At 51.5% G+C, this 14484-nt stretch carries 13 protein-coding genes; 5 read left to right on the top strand and 8 right to left on the bottom strand.

Annotated elements, in window-relative coordinates; genetic code table 11:
• Nucleotides 1-52: 52 nt before the first annotated feature.
• Complete coding sequence (locus PCAR_RS08910) at nucleotides 53-985, bottom strand: YeiH family protein (protein WP_011341328.1); 933 nt, start codon at nucleotides 983-985, stop codon at nucleotides 53-55.
• 100 nt (nucleotides 986-1085) lie between these two features.
• Between PCAR_RS08910 and PCAR_RS08905 the strand changes: the two genes are divergently transcribed.
• The 5 genes from PCAR_RS08905 to PCAR_RS08885 all read left to right on the top strand — a co-directional run bounded on the left by PCAR_RS08905 (nucleotide 1086) and on the right by PCAR_RS08885 (nucleotide 8071).
• Nucleotides 1086-2012: a LysR family transcriptional regulator gene (locus tag PCAR_RS08905; protein WP_011341327.1), complete on the top strand. Its 927-nt coding sequence runs from the start codon at nucleotides 1086-1088 to the stop codon at nucleotides 2010-2012.
• A 212-nt stretch (nucleotides 2013-2224) separates the two neighbouring features.
• Nucleotides 2225-4729, top strand: coding sequence for a heavy metal translocating P-type ATPase (locus PCAR_RS08900; RefSeq protein ID WP_011341326.1), 2505 nt, complete (start codon nucleotides 2225-2227; stop codon nucleotides 4727-4729).
• Nucleotides 4722-5135 (top strand): Cu(I)-responsive transcriptional regulator, encoded by a 414-nt coding sequence (gene cueR / locus PCAR_RS08895; RefSeq protein WP_011341325.1) that lies wholly within the window; start codon nucleotides 4722-4724, stop codon nucleotides 5133-5135. Before PCAR_RS08900 ends, cueR begins: the two co-directional genes overlap by 8 nt.
• 760 nt (nucleotides 5136-5895) lie before the next feature.
• Nucleotides 5896-7068 (top strand): iron-dependent methanol dehydrogenase, encoded by a 1173-nt coding sequence (gene mdh, locus PCAR_RS08890; protein WP_011341322.1) that lies wholly within the window; start codon nucleotides 5896-5898, stop codon nucleotides 7066-7068.
• A 355-nt stretch (nucleotides 7069-7423) separates the two neighbouring features.
• Nucleotides 7424-8071, top strand: a complete 648-nt coding sequence (locus PCAR_RS08885; RefSeq protein WP_011341321.1) for a redox-sensing transcriptional repressor Rex — start codon at nucleotides 7424-7426, stop codon at nucleotides 8069-8071.
• Between the two features lie 156 nt (nucleotides 8072-8227).
• On the opposite strand, the gene PCAR_RS08880 is transcribed toward PCAR_RS08885, so the two are convergent.
• The 7 genes from PCAR_RS08880 to PCAR_RS08850 all read right to left on the bottom strand — a co-directional run bounded on the left by PCAR_RS08880 (nucleotide 8228) and on the right by PCAR_RS08850 (nucleotide 14468).
• Nucleotides 8228-9259 (bottom strand): putative manganese transporter, encoded by a 1032-nt coding sequence (locus tag PCAR_RS08880; protein WP_011341320.1) that lies wholly within the window; start codon nucleotides 9257-9259, stop codon nucleotides 8228-8230.
• Nucleotides 9260-9422: 163 nt separating this feature from the next.
• Nucleotides 9423-9659, bottom strand: coding sequence for a MoaD/ThiS family protein (locus PCAR_RS18645; RefSeq protein WP_011341319.1), 237 nt, complete (start codon nucleotides 9657-9659; stop codon nucleotides 9423-9425).
• A gap of 225 nt (nucleotides 9660-9884) precedes the next feature.
• Nucleotides 9885-10928, bottom strand: a complete 1044-nt coding sequence (locus tag PCAR_RS08870; RefSeq protein ID WP_011341318.1) for an Mrp/NBP35 family ATP-binding protein — start codon at nucleotides 10926-10928, stop codon at nucleotides 9885-9887.
• Nucleotides 10929-11010: 82 nt separating this feature from the next.
• Nucleotides 11011-11847 (bottom strand): MBL fold metallo-hydrolase, encoded by an 837-nt coding sequence (locus PCAR_RS08865; RefSeq protein ID WP_011341317.1) that lies wholly within the window; start codon nucleotides 11845-11847, stop codon nucleotides 11011-11013.
• Nucleotides 11848-11986: 139 nt separating this feature from the next.
• Nucleotides 11987-12862, bottom strand: coding sequence for an ATP-binding protein (locus tag PCAR_RS08860; RefSeq protein ID WP_011341316.1), 876 nt, complete (start codon nucleotides 12860-12862; stop codon nucleotides 11987-11989).
• Between the two features lie 12 nt (nucleotides 12863-12874).
• Entirely contained in the window at nucleotides 12875-13498 is a 624-nt protein-coding gene (locus PCAR_RS08855; protein WP_011341315.1) for a class I SAM-dependent methyltransferase, read from the bottom strand.
• Nucleotides 13488-14468 carry a radical SAM protein gene (locus tag PCAR_RS08850; protein ID WP_011341314.1) on the bottom strand — a complete coding sequence of 327 codons (981 nt, stop codon included), beginning with the start codon at nucleotides 14466-14468 and terminating at the stop codon, nucleotides 13488-13490. Before PCAR_RS08850 ends, PCAR_RS08855 begins: the two co-directional genes overlap by 11 nt.
• Nucleotides 14469-14484: the final 16 nt, after the last annotated feature.

Raw genomic sequence — 14484 nt, 5'->3', positions numbered from 1 at the left:
GGTTGTGTCTTGAAAAGTATCTTCGGATAAACGTGGGATAGAGTTTTCCGAGTCAATGAATCCATCCCGCCAGTATGGCTCCCAACGTCAGGCTGCCGACCAGAAACCAGAGCGTAAGCCCCAAAGCCATCGGAGCGAATCCGACTTTTTTCAACAACGATTTACTCAAACCCGCACCGATCAAAAACAGGGTAAGCACCAGGCATTGCTTGGCAACACCGGCGAGCATCGCATATATGGAAGCGAATTGTGGAATAAAGGTATGAATCATGGATGCGGCAACAAAGCCGATGATAAATAGCGGGATCTTGGCCCTTTTATCGGATTTGAGCACCAAAGCTGTTCCGAGGGCAACCGGTGCAATCCACATAGCCCGGGTCAGCTTGACAGTGGTTCCGACAGCCAGGGCTTCGGGGCCATAAGCCGCAGCAGCTCCGACAACACTGCTGGTGTCATGAATCGCCAGAGCGGCCCATTCTCCAAACTGATACTGACTCAAGTCAAACAAATGTCCCAGCGTCGGGAAGAGAAGCAAGGCAACAGCATTCAGGGTAAATACAGTGGCCAGAGCTATGGCCGTTTCATCGTCCTCCGACTTTAGAACGGGCGCCATGGCGGCTATGGCGCTGCCGCCACAGATGGCGGTACCGAAAGCGATAAGAGCGGCGGTTTTGGGACTGGATGGGAAAATTTTTCGTAGCAATTTACCTAAAACAAGAGTGAGAGTTATGCCGACCATGGTATAGACAACCGAGGCCCTGCCGACGCTCCAGACCTCTCCTATCCCCGATCCGAAGCCGAGCCCCACCACGGATATCTGAAGCAGTTTTTTGCTCCAGGCAGAAGATTCAACAGCCCATGGGTTGCCGAGAAAAATACTGAAAAGAATGCCGGCCACCAAACCCTCCGTCGTCGTGACAAAGGGAACAGCGCACAAACCCAACAAAACCAGAAACAGGCTCTTTCTCCCGAGTTGTTCTATCATGTGATTTTCTCCTTTCAAATTTTTGTTTGGAAAATAACAGAGCATGTATATAATTAAAACTAAATAATTCTTACACTATATATAAGGAACACTTATATCTATGAGTATTACGTTGCGCAAACTGGCTGTTTTCACCAAAGTTGCCGAAACAGGACAGGCTACAAAGTCTGGTGAGTTACTGCTAATGAGTCAGCCGGCAATCAGCATGGCCCTCAAGGAGTTGGAAGAAAATGCCGGCGGGCAATTGTTTATTCGCCAGGGACGTCGGCTGATTCTCAATGACCGTGGCCGGTTGCTATTAGAACCGGCGCAGGAAATTTTGCGAAGAGTCGCCCGCTTTGAAAACCTGCTGGCGGAATCAGAGCGTCAGCCGAGGGGACTTTTGAGAATCGGAGCCAGCACTACTATCGGCAATTATCTGCTGCCTTCCCTAATTGCCAGATATTCGTGTCTCTATACCGATGCCAAGGCTTCTCTCCAGGTGGGGAATACGCACCAGATCGAGGTTTCTCTCGATCGAGGGGACATTGATCTGGGACTGATTGAAGGACCCTCCCATGCCCCCCTTCTTAAAGCTATCCCATGGCGAAATGACGAGTTGGTGGTCATCGCGGGCCGGGAACATCCTATAACCAAGATAAATTCGGTAACTGCCGACATGCTTGAAAAAGCCAACTGGATAATGCGCGAACCGGGATCGGGAACAAGAGAAGTTTTTGAAGCCGCCCTTGCAGAATTTGGCGGCAGCATTAATATCGATCTGGAATTAGGGCATACGGAAGCTATCAAGAAGGCTGTTGAAGCTGGTTTGGGGATCAGTTGCCTGTCGCGACTTGCCGTTCAGCGAGAGTTGGAAAATGGATGGCTGGTTGAAATATCGACGCACCTTAACCTTACACGATCTCTGACCATCCTCCTGCGAGACGACGGTTACCGTACGAAGCTTCTACAATCTTTTCTTGATATGCTTCTGCTCAATGAAGTTCAAGGAAGTGAGTGTGCCTCCCGCAAAGCAATTCAAAAATAACCTGTTAGAGCCCAAGTCCAGGGCCAGATTTTTGTGTACATCGAAGACATCTGCAATCTGAATTGCAACATTGATTTAGAAAAGGCAGAATTGTCAATTCACTACTTGTCAGATATGACAGCCCATCAGGCAAGCCAGTGAACTTTCTCCTTGACCTTCCAACAATGGGAAGGTTTACCCTTCTTCCAGACTTGCATGAGAAAGGAGAAGCCATGTCGACCACAAAAAGAATGAAAGCAAGAGAATTAGGGATTAGGGGGATGAACTGCGCATCCTGTGTCGGACAAGTTGAAAAGGCCATCCGGAGTGTGCCCGGGGTGCTGAACGTTACCGTGAACCTTGCCATGCAGCGCGCCAAGTTTGAGTTATCCGAAAATCCGGCGAATGTCGCCGCCGTTATAAAAGCGATCCGTGCGGCCGGTTACGAGCCTGTCCTGCATACGGTCCAACTGGGAATCGACGGCATGAGCTGCGCCTCTTGCGCCGGCCGCGTGGAACGGGCTCTCAAGACCGTCCCTGGTGTCCTGGAAGCTACTGTCAATATGGCCACCAAGATTGCGACGGTGAACACCCTTTTCGCCACGACACCCTCCGCGACATTCATCGAGGCCGTCAGGACACTCGGTTTCAGCGCTGAAGAAATCGGCAAGTCCCCGGATCGGGTCGACCGCGAGCGGGAGACCCATGAACGCGAGGTTGGCACCCTGAAGCGCGCGGCCATTGTTGCAGCAATGTTCACCGCCCCGCTGTTCATTCTCGAAATGGGCTCCCATTTCGTCCCGGGTCTACATTACTGGCTGATGGACACCATCGGCCGCTCCAACCTCTTCTATCTCTTTTTCGTCCTGGCCACCATGGTGCAGTTGGGACCCGGCCGGCGTTTCTACAGCAAGGGGTGGCCGGCCCTTCAGCGGGGCGCTCCCGACATGAACACCCTGGTCATGCTCGGAGCCTCGGCGGCCTGGGGTTATTCGGTGGTGGCTACCTTCTTTCCAGCCGCCCTTCCGGCAGGAACGGTACATGTCTATTTCGAAGCGGCGGCCGTCATCATTACCCTGATCCTGTTCGGCCGCTATATGGAAGCGATCGCAAGAGGGCGCACCAGCGAGGCGATCAAGCGCCTCATGTGCCTGCAAGCAAAAACCGCTCGGGTGGTCCGCGGCGGCGAGGAAATGGAGATCGCCGTCGAAAAGGTTTGCGTGGGGGATACGGTGTTGGTTCGCCCCGGCGAAAAAATCCCGGTGGATGGAGAGATCCTTGACGGGGAATCGTATGTCGATGAGTCGATGGTTTCCGGCGAGCCCATCCCGAGCCTCAAGGAAAAGGGCGCCGCGGTGGTCGGCGCCACCATTAACAAGACGGGCAGCTTCACCTTCCGCGCGACAAAGGTCGGGGCGGATATGTTGCTGTCGCAGATTGTCCGGATGGTCGAGCAGGCGCAGGGATCGAAACTGCCGATTCAGGCCCTCGCCGACCGGGTGACCACCTGGTTCGTGCCAGCCATCATCGCCGCGGCGCTGGTCACCTTCGGAACCTGGCTTTTGCTCGGCCCCGCTCCGGCGCTGACCTACGCCCTGGTCAACGCCGTCGCCGTCCTGATCATCGCCTGTCCGTGTGCGATGGGTCTCGCCACCCCCACCTCTATCATGGTGGGCACAGGCAGGGGCGCCGACATGGGCATACTTTTTCGCAGGGGGGAGGCGCTGCAGACGATGCGCGACGCCGAGGTCATCGCCATGGATAAAACAGGCACCCTGACCCGGGGCCGGCCGGAGCTTACGAACTTCGCAGCGGCCGAGGGATGGGAGTCGGGCGAAGTGCTTCGCCTGATCGCCTCGGCGGAGAGGCTCTCCGAGCATCCCATCGCTGAGGCTATGGTGAAAGGCGCGAAGGACCATGGTCTTCCCCTTGCCGAGGCGCAGAACTTCAAGGCGCATCCTGGCCTCGGCCTCTCCGCCCGGGTCGAAGGCAGGCGGATCGAAATCGGCGCCGACCGCTACATGAAGCAACTAGGCATCGACCTGCGGTCTTTCGGTCAAACCGCGGAACAGCTGGGAGATGAAGGGAAAACTCCGCTGTACGCCGCCGTAGACGACCGCCTCGCCGCCGTGCTGGCGGTAGCCGATCCGATCAAGGATTCGACGGCGGCGGCTATCGAAGCTCTGCACCGGGCGGGGCTTCGGGTGGCGATGATCACCGGCGACAATCGCCGGACGGCGGAAGCGATCGCCAGGCGCCTGGGGATCGACGAAGTCGTCGCCGAGGTGCTTCCCGACGGCAAGGTGGAGGCGGTCAAGGGCTTACAGAAGGAAGGGCGCAAGATCGTCTTCGTTGGGGACGGGATCAACGATGCTCCGGCGCTGGCCCAGGCCGATGTCGGGATCGCCATCGGGACGGGCACCGACATCGCCATGGAATCGGCCGAAGTCGTCCTCATGTCGGGGGACCTTCGCAACGTGCCGAACGCCATCGCCCTCTCCCGGGCGACAATCCGCAATATAAAGCAGAATCTTTTCTGGGCCTTCGCCTACAACAGCGCCCTGATCCCGATTGCCGCCGGGGCACTCTATCCCGCCTTCGGCGTTCTGCTCTCCCCGGTGATCGCCGCCATCGCAATGGCGGCATCGAGTATCTGCGTGCTCGGCAATGCCCTTCGGCTGCGGCGATTCCGGCCACCGATGAGAGCAGAAATCCGGCAGGAGGCGGGTCATGGATGAGAAAGGCACATTCACCATAGGCAAGGCCTCTCGTGCCTCCGGGGTCCCGGCCAAGATGATCCGGTACTATGAGGACATCGGGCTTTTGGCCCCGGTTTCCAGGGCGCCCAACGGGTACCGGGCTTACTCGGCAGAGGAGGTCCATAACCTCAAGTTCATCCGACGCGGCCGCGCTCTTGGCTTCCCCGTTTCGCGTATTCGCGATCTCCTTGCCTTATGGCGCAACCATGAACGTTCGAGCAGCGATGTAAAAAAAATCGCACTCCAGCAGATCGCCGAACTTGAAAAGAAGATAGCCGAGATGGAAGCCCTCAAACGAACGCTGCAGCAACTAGCGGATCGCTGTCATGGCAACAGCCGACCGGAATGTCCGATCCTCGACGACCTGGCAGAGAACAAAAGCTGAGTAGGCAGATTCGGTCAAAAAGGCGGACTTCTCGTATCCCCCAATATCACCATCCATCAGTCACCAAAAGCCCCCTTTCATCTGGCCAGGGGCTTTTGGTGACTTGAAAGAGGGGGACATAGGACAGACAGACTTTTGATAGTGAAGCCGCCGTCTTTTCCCTGTGGTACCCATTTAAAGGTACAGAGCCAAGATTGCATGATTTACCAAACATCCCAATTCATACCTGCCCCCAACGTCTCCGCATATGTTGGGATTCGTCCTTATTTGGATAAAGCATCAGAACTAATAAGTAACTCTTTACAAGCCACTTTAGCTATTACTTGTTATCCACCTAAAAACAAAGCCTTATAGTCAATTCCATGAGTCATCGATAGATCTCTTCCGCACATTTTAAGCAGCATCAGATCACCGATTTTTCACAACCACCGCACTAAACGGGATTCGTGATACGCGTAAAAAGGTGGCAGATTTTAAAAGAATATTTTTTTATCTAAAGGCTTGACATGTAAAGTTGCCAATGATAGAAGATGGATCAGTTCATGCCAACAAACGATACGAACCGATCCACTTTGCGCCGACGTTCCCTGGGCTACATAACGCCTGTGAGCTTTGAGTTGTCCGGAGAAACGGCACAAGTATTTTATCTTTTTAATGATCCACTAGGAGAATTCACTCTTTTGGATGAAGGGCCACGGTCTACCTCGCAGAAGATAAATAGGGTTCCTTCATCCTCAACGCTCGATTAGGAGGATTCAAAATGGCAGTGGTAAATCTCGCAGAAACTACCTACGGCTTTTTCATCCCCAGCGTTACCCTGATGGGTCCTGGTTGCGCCAAGGAAGTTGGCCCTAAAGCCAATGAACTCGGCGCTAAAAAAGCTCTCCTCGTTACCGATGCCGGCCTGATGAAGATGGGTGTAGCCGACACTATCGCCGGCTACATCAAAGATGCTGGTGTTGAGGTTGTCATTTACCCCGGTGCTGAGCCTAACCCCACCGACAAAAACGTTCACGACGGCGTAAAAGTCTACGAAGACGAAGGCTGTGACTTCATCGTTTCCCTGGGCGGCGGTTCTTCCCATGACTGCGCCAAAGGTATTGGCCTGGTTACTGCCGGCGGCGGCAACATCCGCGACTATGAGGGTGTGAACAAATCCACCGTTCCCATGACCCCCCTGATCGCGATCAACACCACCGCGGGTACCGCTTCCGAAATGACCCGCTTCTGCATCATCACCAACCTCGAAACCCATGTTAAAATGGCTATCGTCGACTGGCGCTGCACTCCGCTGATCGCTGTTGACGACCCCGTTCTGATGCTGGGCAAGCCCCCCGCACTGACCGCAGCCACCGGCATGGACGCCCTGACCCACGCCGTGGAAGCCTATGTTTCCACCATCGCTACTCCGATCACCGACGCTTGCGCCGAAAAAGCCATCCGTCTGATCGCCGAGTGGTTGCGTCCTGCCGTTGCCCTGGGCGCCAACATCGCCGCTCGCGATGCCATGTGTTACGCACAGTACCTGGCCGGCATGGCGTTCAACAACGCCTCTCTCGGCTACGTACACGCCATGGCTCACCAGCTCGGCGGTTTCTACAACCTGCCTCACGGTGTCTGCAACGCCATCCTGTTGCCGGCCGTTTGCGACTACAACATGATCGCCTGCCCGGATCGCTTCGCTGACATCGCCGACTTCATGGGCGTACCCACCGAGGGTCTGAGTGTCACCGAAGCTGCTGCCGCCGGCATCGAAGCCATTCGCGAACTGTCCGCTTCCATCGGCATCCCGGCCGGCCTGACCGAGCTGAATGTCAAAGAAGAAGACCTTAAGACCATGGCAGAAAATGCACAGAAAGATGCCTGTATGCTGACCAATCCGCGTACTGCTACGCTGGACCAGGTCATCGACATCTATAAGGCCGCTATGTAATTAAGCGACTTCCTACAGGAAAATGAAAAGCCCGGCCATTGGTCGGGCTTTTTCTTTTTGAGGGATTTGAAAACATTAGGGAGGAAGGAGTTTTATGACCGGCAACCGTTTTTGGAAATCTGCAACGGCGATAATAGCTCTAACATGACCTTTATCTCGATGAAAAATTATTGTACAATAGCCTCAAAATAAAATGAATGTTCAATATTCAATGCATTGTTTGTCTCAAATAACTATTTAAATCTAATTTACTGCCTGATATTTAATCAATTTTCGAATATTTCCCTTTTGAACAGTCCCAGACAGAGTTCTCTCCTACAATAACCTATTAGCCGGAGGCAGGTCAGAGACCCTTATGAAAAAAGCCCCTTTTAAGGTCGAAAAACTGCCATCTGTAAGGCGTCTTCCCACTTATCTTCAAATTCTCCGTGAGTTGTCGGAAAGTGGCGAAGAATATGTTTCGTCTGTCTATCTTGCAGAAAAAACCCAAGCTCAGCCGATCTTGGTACGTAAAGATCTCGAGTTGACACAGGTCAGTGGAGTGCCGCGAATCGGTTACCCCGTAACGGAGCTCATTAAGGGCATAGAGGATTTTTTGGGATGGGGGAAAGATTTTAATGTCTTTCTGGTTGGCATCGAAAACATTGGGGCCTTCCTCCTTAAAAACCGGGCATTTCTGGAAACCGAGATTAAGATTTTGGCCGCCTTTGACGACAATCCGAAACCTTTCGGAGAAGTATTCCACGGAGTACCTGTTTTTCCGACCACACGTTTGGGTGAACTGCTCCAAAGAACTCAGGTTCGCATGGCCATCCTTTCCGTTCCGTTCGAAAAGGCTCAAAAAACAACGGATTTTCTCGTTGCTTCCGGTATCAAAGGGATCTGGAATTTCACCCCTGCAAATCTTCTTGTTCCTGACGATGTCGTTGTTCAAAAAGAAAACTTCACCCCGGGGCTGGCCGAATTGACGGTAAAAATGAATCAACGGGACAGAGATTTTTAGCAACCCACATCATTCTGAGTAATTCTTACTGTCATGCAAATACATCTGTTGCTTACGGCCGCCGTCTTCAGTTTCCCTCTTAGAGACCTGAATAACTGGGTTGTTCCCATTAACCTTACTTTTGCGAAATCCTGTAATTTACCTGTTTTATCAAAATCACCATCCGATAATATAACCCACAATGCCGATTAAAAGGCCTACGGAAAAGTTTATGGCTTTGATCCTGAGAAAGTTCATACGCGAATCGGCCAATAAAGGCAGCATGCCGTGTCCGTCTTGAACAATGGAACTAGCCATGAGAATACTGAGAGGAACAGCTCCTTGGGTAAACAGTGTAAGAAACACAAGATGTGGGCCTGATTCCGGCACCAACCCGATAAGGCAAGCAATGGCCAATAACAGCAACTGGTTCTCTCTCATCCACCCCGTAAAATGAAAGTAATCCACGAGTACATGCATGAGAAACAGGGCCCCAAAAGTCCAGAGAAACACGCGTTGAACGTGTACCTTTGCCAGGTGTTCCCAAAGATGCTCCTCCAGGAAATGATCCGGTACTGTGGACACAATGAACAGGCCCATCCCAGAAGTCAAAAACAGACTACCTTTAATCCAGTTCCAATCCCGGGGACCTAACTGTCCGCTCAGCAGGCCAAATATGAACAGACACAAGCCAAGTGACATCGCGCCCCGAGCAAGGCTACAATGCCTCCATTGTTCTGCGATGTGGCCGCGGGGGAAGCAATGACAGATCTCTTCCTCATGAAGGTCAAGTTCATGGCATGCTCCTGCCCATTTTGCTGCTTTTTTACCGAACAGGAAGTCGGTCAATACCCCAGCGGCAATTCCTATTATAAACAGGACGAAAAAGATCAGAAGGGCCGTGCCGGGTATCATGGACAACATAACAAATGACTCGTCACCGCTAGTGGCAATCATTGCAGCAACCACCGCCCCTAACGAAACAACCCGATGAGAAAAAAGAGAGACAACAGTGAACGCCCCTAGACAACCAGGAATGGCCCCCAGCAAGGAAGCCAGCAGATATTGTTGCCAGCGACTGCCACGCAACCCTTGTTGCCATGTTCCCTGTGTAAGCACATTAAGATATTCGATCACCAGCATCATGACAAAGACAAAGCCAGTAATCATTATGGCGTGAGTTAGGCTTTCACGAAAAAGCGCGATCATATTGTCTCCTGGAGGGTAATTTTCTTACGCCTTTTTATTATTTCCAGGCTTTTTATCTACTCACTGAAAATCAGGGTGCAAAAAAAGACACTCAAACTGGAGTGCCTTTCCCAACAAGCAGATCCTATGATCGACGACAATTTAACGACAAGCAAAGATAGGATTACATACCACCCGTTTTAGGTGACAGCGCCACTTGGTCCCCCTCTTTTAAGACGCTATCCAAGGTGACCTCCTTGTGGTTCACAAAAATGATCTTAATATCATCCCCATTAAGATCGAGTTTTTTAACCACATCCATTACGGTACCCTTGTCAGGAATCTCACAAGGAGTACTGCCATGATAATCACACGTTCCTTCTTTTGACAGATTGGCGAAGCATTTTACGTTTACTTTCATCCTCTGGTCACCCCCTCTCTACCCACGTACTCTTTAAATTTATCATTTACGCAGTCCTTCTCAAGTTTATTTTGGAAGAAAGGACACTATCGATAAAAGGGTTTTGGGGCACACTCGTTATTTAACAAGAAAAAGCGGAATTTTAAGAGGTTAGTTCGGTTCCGGTCCCTGCGGCCATTGTCTCATTTTTTCATTTTGAACTCGCATGGTGCCCATATTCCCGCTTCAGTTCCTGACAACCCCCATGATTTTTTCTGCAATATTCTGAAATATCCTGCCGGTTTCAGAATCAGGCGCCAATATCATCAGCGGCACTCCAGAGTCGCCGCCCTTTCCTATTTCCAAATCGATGGGAATCTTTCCTAACAACGGTAGTCCGAACTCTTTACTTAATTTTTCACCCCCACCCTGCCCAAAAATCTCAATCGGTTTTTCGCTATGACCGCAGAAGAAATAGGACATATTTTCAAGCAACCCAAGGATACCAATGTTGAATTTATTAAATAAGTCTATAGACCTGCGAACATCGGCCAGAGCCACTTCCTGTGGCGTGGTAACCATCAGGACAGTCGCACCGGGTATGGCTTGCGCCACCGTAATGGAGGGATCTCCGGTGCCGGGTGGAAGATCCACCACCAGATAGTCCAGATCGCCCCACAGAACCTGCCCCAGCAATTGCCTGATCGCCTTGGATACAAGCGGTCCTCGCCAAACAACGGGCTTGCCCTTATCGGTAATCATACCTAACGACATGATCCTGAGTCCGAATTTCTCCACGGGAATCATCATGCCATTTTCCCAGTCCGGCGAATCATTGAGTCCCAGCATGACCGGTACACTCGGTCCGTAGACATCTGCATCGAGAAGGCCAACCCGGTTGCCCTTTGCTGCCAGACCAAGGGCGACGTTCACCGCTGCCGTGGTTTTGCCCACCCCACCCTTGCCGCTGGCCACGGCCAAAACATGACGTACTCTGTTCAGACCGACCAATGGATGTTCTGGAAAAAGTTTCCGAAGTTCTTCCTTCGTCAAAGTCGTCAGTTTTACCTCAACTTTGGAAACGTCGGGCAGATTCTGCAGTACTTGCCTGATCTCCGCTACGATGGCCTCTTTTTTGGGACATTTGGAAGTGGTGAGCGCCAGGGATAGTCTGACCAAGCCTTTTTCTACGAAAATGTCTCGAATCATGCCGAGATCGATAAGACTCTTATTCAGTTCCGGATCCTGAACGACCTTGATAGCTTCAAGAATGCTTTGTTTGTCAGCCATATCGAGCCTCCCTTCAGGTTTGAATCCATCCAATCCGCCCTTGTTGTTAACCTCCTGATGTCGTTGGATTTCTCCCCCTGTCCTAGAACTGATAAGTCATCCCCGCGACCCCAGTCGACACCCGATCACCTAGCTTTTCACGAAGCAAGTCGACAGCCGTTTCACCTGTGCAGTGACAAGCAACCACCGTATCCGTATCCAGCTGCCGCAAAGCTGCTATGGTTTCATCCAAACGTTGACGATTGGCGTTGTGCAGATGAAACCCGCCGATAACAGTCCGAATCCTCAGGCCATGATTCAGGGATCTGATGTAGTTCAGCGTATTTACCAACCCTGCATGGGCACAGCCAACACAAACGATGAGTTCATCGTCCTTACGAATCCAGAGCGCGAGATCATCATCAATAGGGTCGGCGATTTTCGCCTCGGGATTAAGGTAAAACGGACCTCCCGGGTCCTCAAAACTTGTCTCGCGGGGTATCGGACCGGTCAGGCCGATTTTATCCGACAGAAAAATCGGTTGTTGAACCCAGTGAAGTTGTTTAGAAGGTAATTTATCAATAGCCATCATGGATTTACGTGGCATTTGAATGGATTTGGAGGTTCCATTGCTCATGCTGTAGCGCGGCTGAACCATACCGGGATGACCATAAATGTGAACATTATGAGCCCGTTGCAAAACATAAGGCAGACCGCCGGTATGATCGTAGTGTCCATGGCTTAAAACCAGCATATCCGTTTTGCTCAAATCGACACCAAGAGCATATGCGTTGTTCTTGAGGGCACCACCCTGCCCTGTGTCAAATAAAATACGCTGGTCATTTGTCTCTATCCAAAACGACAAGCCGTGCTCGACAATAAGACCTTCACCAACCAGGTTGTCGACAAGGATCGTGATTTTTACATCAGCGGTTTGCATTGAAGTTTCCGACCTTTCATAAATTTAGCTCCTCTCAGTCCATCATCTCCATATCAACAACGGCATTCGTTTCAAGTCAACATGAGGGAGAACCGGTGACATTGATCCCAAAACAGTCAGTTGGTCAAGAACTTTAGAATCATGTAAAGCCAAGGTTGTTCCAGATGGCTTTGATATCCTCGACACAGGGAGCATCCGTTTCCACTACCGCCTTTTCGCCCATCTGGGCTTGGGTGATCGAACCGTCGTAACGGATTCGGCCGGCAATCTTTGCGCCTGCCTGCCGTGCAGTATCCTCAATGCGGGCCGTCATCTCAGGGTTTATGTCCCATTTATTCACACAGATCGCGGTGGGAATCTGAAAATGCCGCGTCAGGGAAAGAACCCGCTCCAAATCGTGTTCCCCGGATACCGTAGGTTCCGTAACCGCCAGCACCATAGTCGCTCCAGTCACCGACGCGATAACCGGGCATCCAATCCCCGGTGGGCCGTCAACAATGACTAAAGGGTGATCCTTCTCTTTTGCAAGTCGGCGGGCTTCCTGGCGAACCGTAGAAACAAGTTTGCCGGAATTTTCCGCGGCTATACCCAGCCTGGCATGAACCATGGGGCCGCAGCGGGTATCTGACACCATCCATTCGCCACAAAGTCTCTCGGGAAAATCGATGGCCTGTTCCGGACAAACGTACACACAGACGCCACACCCCTCGCAGGCAACGGGATCGATGGAAAAAATCGGTTTCCCTGTCTGTTCGGCGCTTTTTTTAACCGCGCAAAAACGGCAATGGACCAGGCAGGCGCCGCAACCGTTACATTTTTCCGCGCGAATAACAGCCTCATGTCCGGCCCTGAATGCGTGGCTTGATTTGACCGAGGGTGATAGAATCAGGTGCAGATCAGCAGCATCCACATCACAATCGGCGATGACCGGGCGTTCGGCAAGCATGGCGAAGGATGCTGTTATACTGGTCTTTCCTGTACCACCTTTACCGCTGATAATTACCAACTCCTGCATTTCTTTCGCTCCCTATATCTGCGCGTTCCTGGTGCCTGAAATGATGTACAAGGCTGCGTCGGCTTCTTTGGCGACAGTTGAAACCTCGTTGTTATCAATGCGAAGAAAATATTCGGTATGCACTGTGAAAAATGCTGTAATCGTTTCCTCCACAGCTTTTAGATCCGTATGTTTGATTTTGGTCATATAAGAACTGGGATCTTGCATTTTTTTCCTGAAAAACATGGACGCCGGGTTCAGCAACATGGCGATAAATTTGCCGTTGGGTCGCAACACGGCGGCTGTTTTCTTAATCGCTTCTCGGTAGTTGTCGACAAACTGCAAAGAGGCCACATAAATTACCGCATCAAAAGAATTGGCAGGGAAAGGCATATCCTCTGCCCGTGCCACCACTGTTCTGATTTTATCCGGTGCGCAGCTCAATGCTTCTTGGGATATGTCCAGCCCCGTGACACTGAAACCAAGCTTGGTCAATTCTCCTTCAAGAATCGCCGGGCCACATCCCACACTGAGGATTTCGCCGCATCCTTCGAGATGCTTGACGAGGTAAGCGAGTTCCAACCGGAAGACCTTTTGCCAGAATTCACTTCGACAGGTTTCAAGATAGCGTTTGCCACTATTTCCGTTATCGGTCATGAGATTCCCTCACCTTCTTTGGAAACTTTCTCAGATAAAAGGTGTGACCATCGTATGTTGTTTTCGTGAGTTTCCCTGTGGCCAGCAACCGGTCTACAACAGCCCATGAAGCTCCAGCCCTGGAAACGAGCATCCGTACAGCGGATGATCTCATCGGATGCACAGCGGTTATGCCCAAAAGATCTTTTTCCACCTCACTGGTAAAGGCAAAATCATCGCCTTCATAATCGATCAGAATCTCCACCTGTTTCAATCTGTCCGCAAACAGTTGATATGTCCAGTTAATGGTCTGGTCGTTCGGGATACCTACCCCTTTCTCTGCCGGAGGACGGGTGGGAACGCTTATATAGCTTAGAGAAGGCTGCAACTTATGGAGAAATTCAGCGACCCCTTGCACACATCCGGGATTATCATTGACTCCCCTGACAAGCATTGTTTCGGTGACCAGTTTGCCGGTAAACTTTCTGCTGAAAGTAAGAATACCATCCAATATTCGGGACAAGCAGAGCGCCTTGTGTGGGCGGTTTATCTTCCGCCAGATAAGTTCATCAACTGTATCAATTTTTACCGAAACCCAATCGGCCTTCGCCAACTCGTTGCGCACATCTTCACGCCACAGAAGAGAACTGTTCGTGATGACACCAATCGGGATATCCAGATTTTCCAAAAGGTGAATTTCTTCGCCCAGGTTCTTGTCCAGGGTGGGCTCTCCATCAGGCACGAAGGTGAGATAATCGACGCATCCTGAAGCCACTCGAGTGTTTTCCAGGCGGTTGTGAACCCCCTGCAACAGCTTTTCAGGTTTATAGAAGGCCTGCCGGGCATTCTGCATCTTTGTCATGCGACCCACTTGGCAGTAAACACAGGAATAAGTACATCTCTTGGCCGGTATATTGTTGATCCCCAAGCTCATTCCCAGTCGGCGTGACGGAACAGGCCCATAGACATATTGAGTATCGCTGGCTGTCATCATTTCACCGCACTAC

Origin of the sequence: Syntrophotalea carbinolica DSM 2380, from assembly GCF_000012885.1 — a bacterium.
Lineage (GTDB): Bacteria > Desulfobacterota > Desulfuromonadia > Desulfuromonadales > Syntrophotaleaceae > Syntrophotalea > Syntrophotalea carbinolica.
Note: the sequence above shows the minus strand (reverse complement) of the source record. Positions and strands in the feature narration are given on the sequence as shown.

What these genes read in the sequence shown, in the direction of transcription:
- PCAR_RS08910 (WP_011341328.1), bottom strand. Translation starts at nt 985, where the DNA reads ATGATAGAACAACTCGGGAGAAAGAGCCTGTTTCTGGTTTTGTTGGGT.
- PCAR_RS08905 (WP_011341327.1), top strand. Translation starts at nt 1,086, where the DNA reads ATGAGTATTACGTTGCGCAAACTGGCTGTTTTCACCAAAGTTGCCGAA.
- PCAR_RS08900 (WP_011341326.1), top strand. Translation starts at nt 2,225, where the DNA reads ATGTCGACCACAAAAAGAATGAAAGCAAGAGAATTAGGGATTAGGGGG.
- cueR (WP_011341325.1), top strand. Translation starts at nt 4,722, where the DNA reads ATGGATGAGAAAGGCACATTCACCATAGGCAAGGCCTCTCGTGCCTCC.
- mdh (WP_011341322.1), top strand. Translation starts at nt 5,896, where the DNA reads ATGGCAGTGGTAAATCTCGCAGAAACTACCTACGGCTTTTTCATCCCC.
- PCAR_RS08885 (WP_011341321.1), top strand. Translation starts at nt 7,424, where the DNA reads ATGAAAAAAGCCCCTTTTAAGGTCGAAAAACTGCCATCTGTAAGGCGT.
- PCAR_RS08880 (WP_011341320.1), bottom strand. Translation starts at nt 9,259, where the DNA reads ATGATCGCGCTTTTTCGTGAAAGCCTAACTCACGCCATAATGATTACT.
- PCAR_RS18645 (WP_011341319.1), bottom strand. Translation starts at nt 9,659, where the DNA reads ATGAAAGTAAACGTAAAATGCTTCGCCAATCTGTCAAAAGAAGGAACG.
- PCAR_RS08870 (WP_011341318.1), bottom strand. Translation starts at nt 10,928, where the DNA reads ATGGCTGACAAACAAAGCATTCTTGAAGCTATCAAGGTCGTTCAGGAT.
- PCAR_RS08865 (WP_011341317.1), bottom strand. Translation starts at nt 11,847, where the DNA reads ATGCAAACCGCTGATGTAAAAATCACGATCCTTGTCGACAACCTGGTT.
- PCAR_RS08860 (WP_011341316.1), bottom strand. Translation starts at nt 12,862, where the DNA reads ATGCAGGAGTTGGTAATTATCAGCGGTAAAGGTGGTACAGGAAAGACC.
- PCAR_RS08855 (WP_011341315.1), bottom strand. Translation starts at nt 13,498, where the DNA reads ATGACCGATAACGGAAATAGTGGCAAACGCTATCTTGAAACCTGTCGA.
- PCAR_RS08850 (WP_011341314.1), bottom strand. Translation starts at nt 14,468, where the DNA reads ATGACAGCCAGCGATACTCAATATGTCTATGGGCCTGTTCCGTCACGC.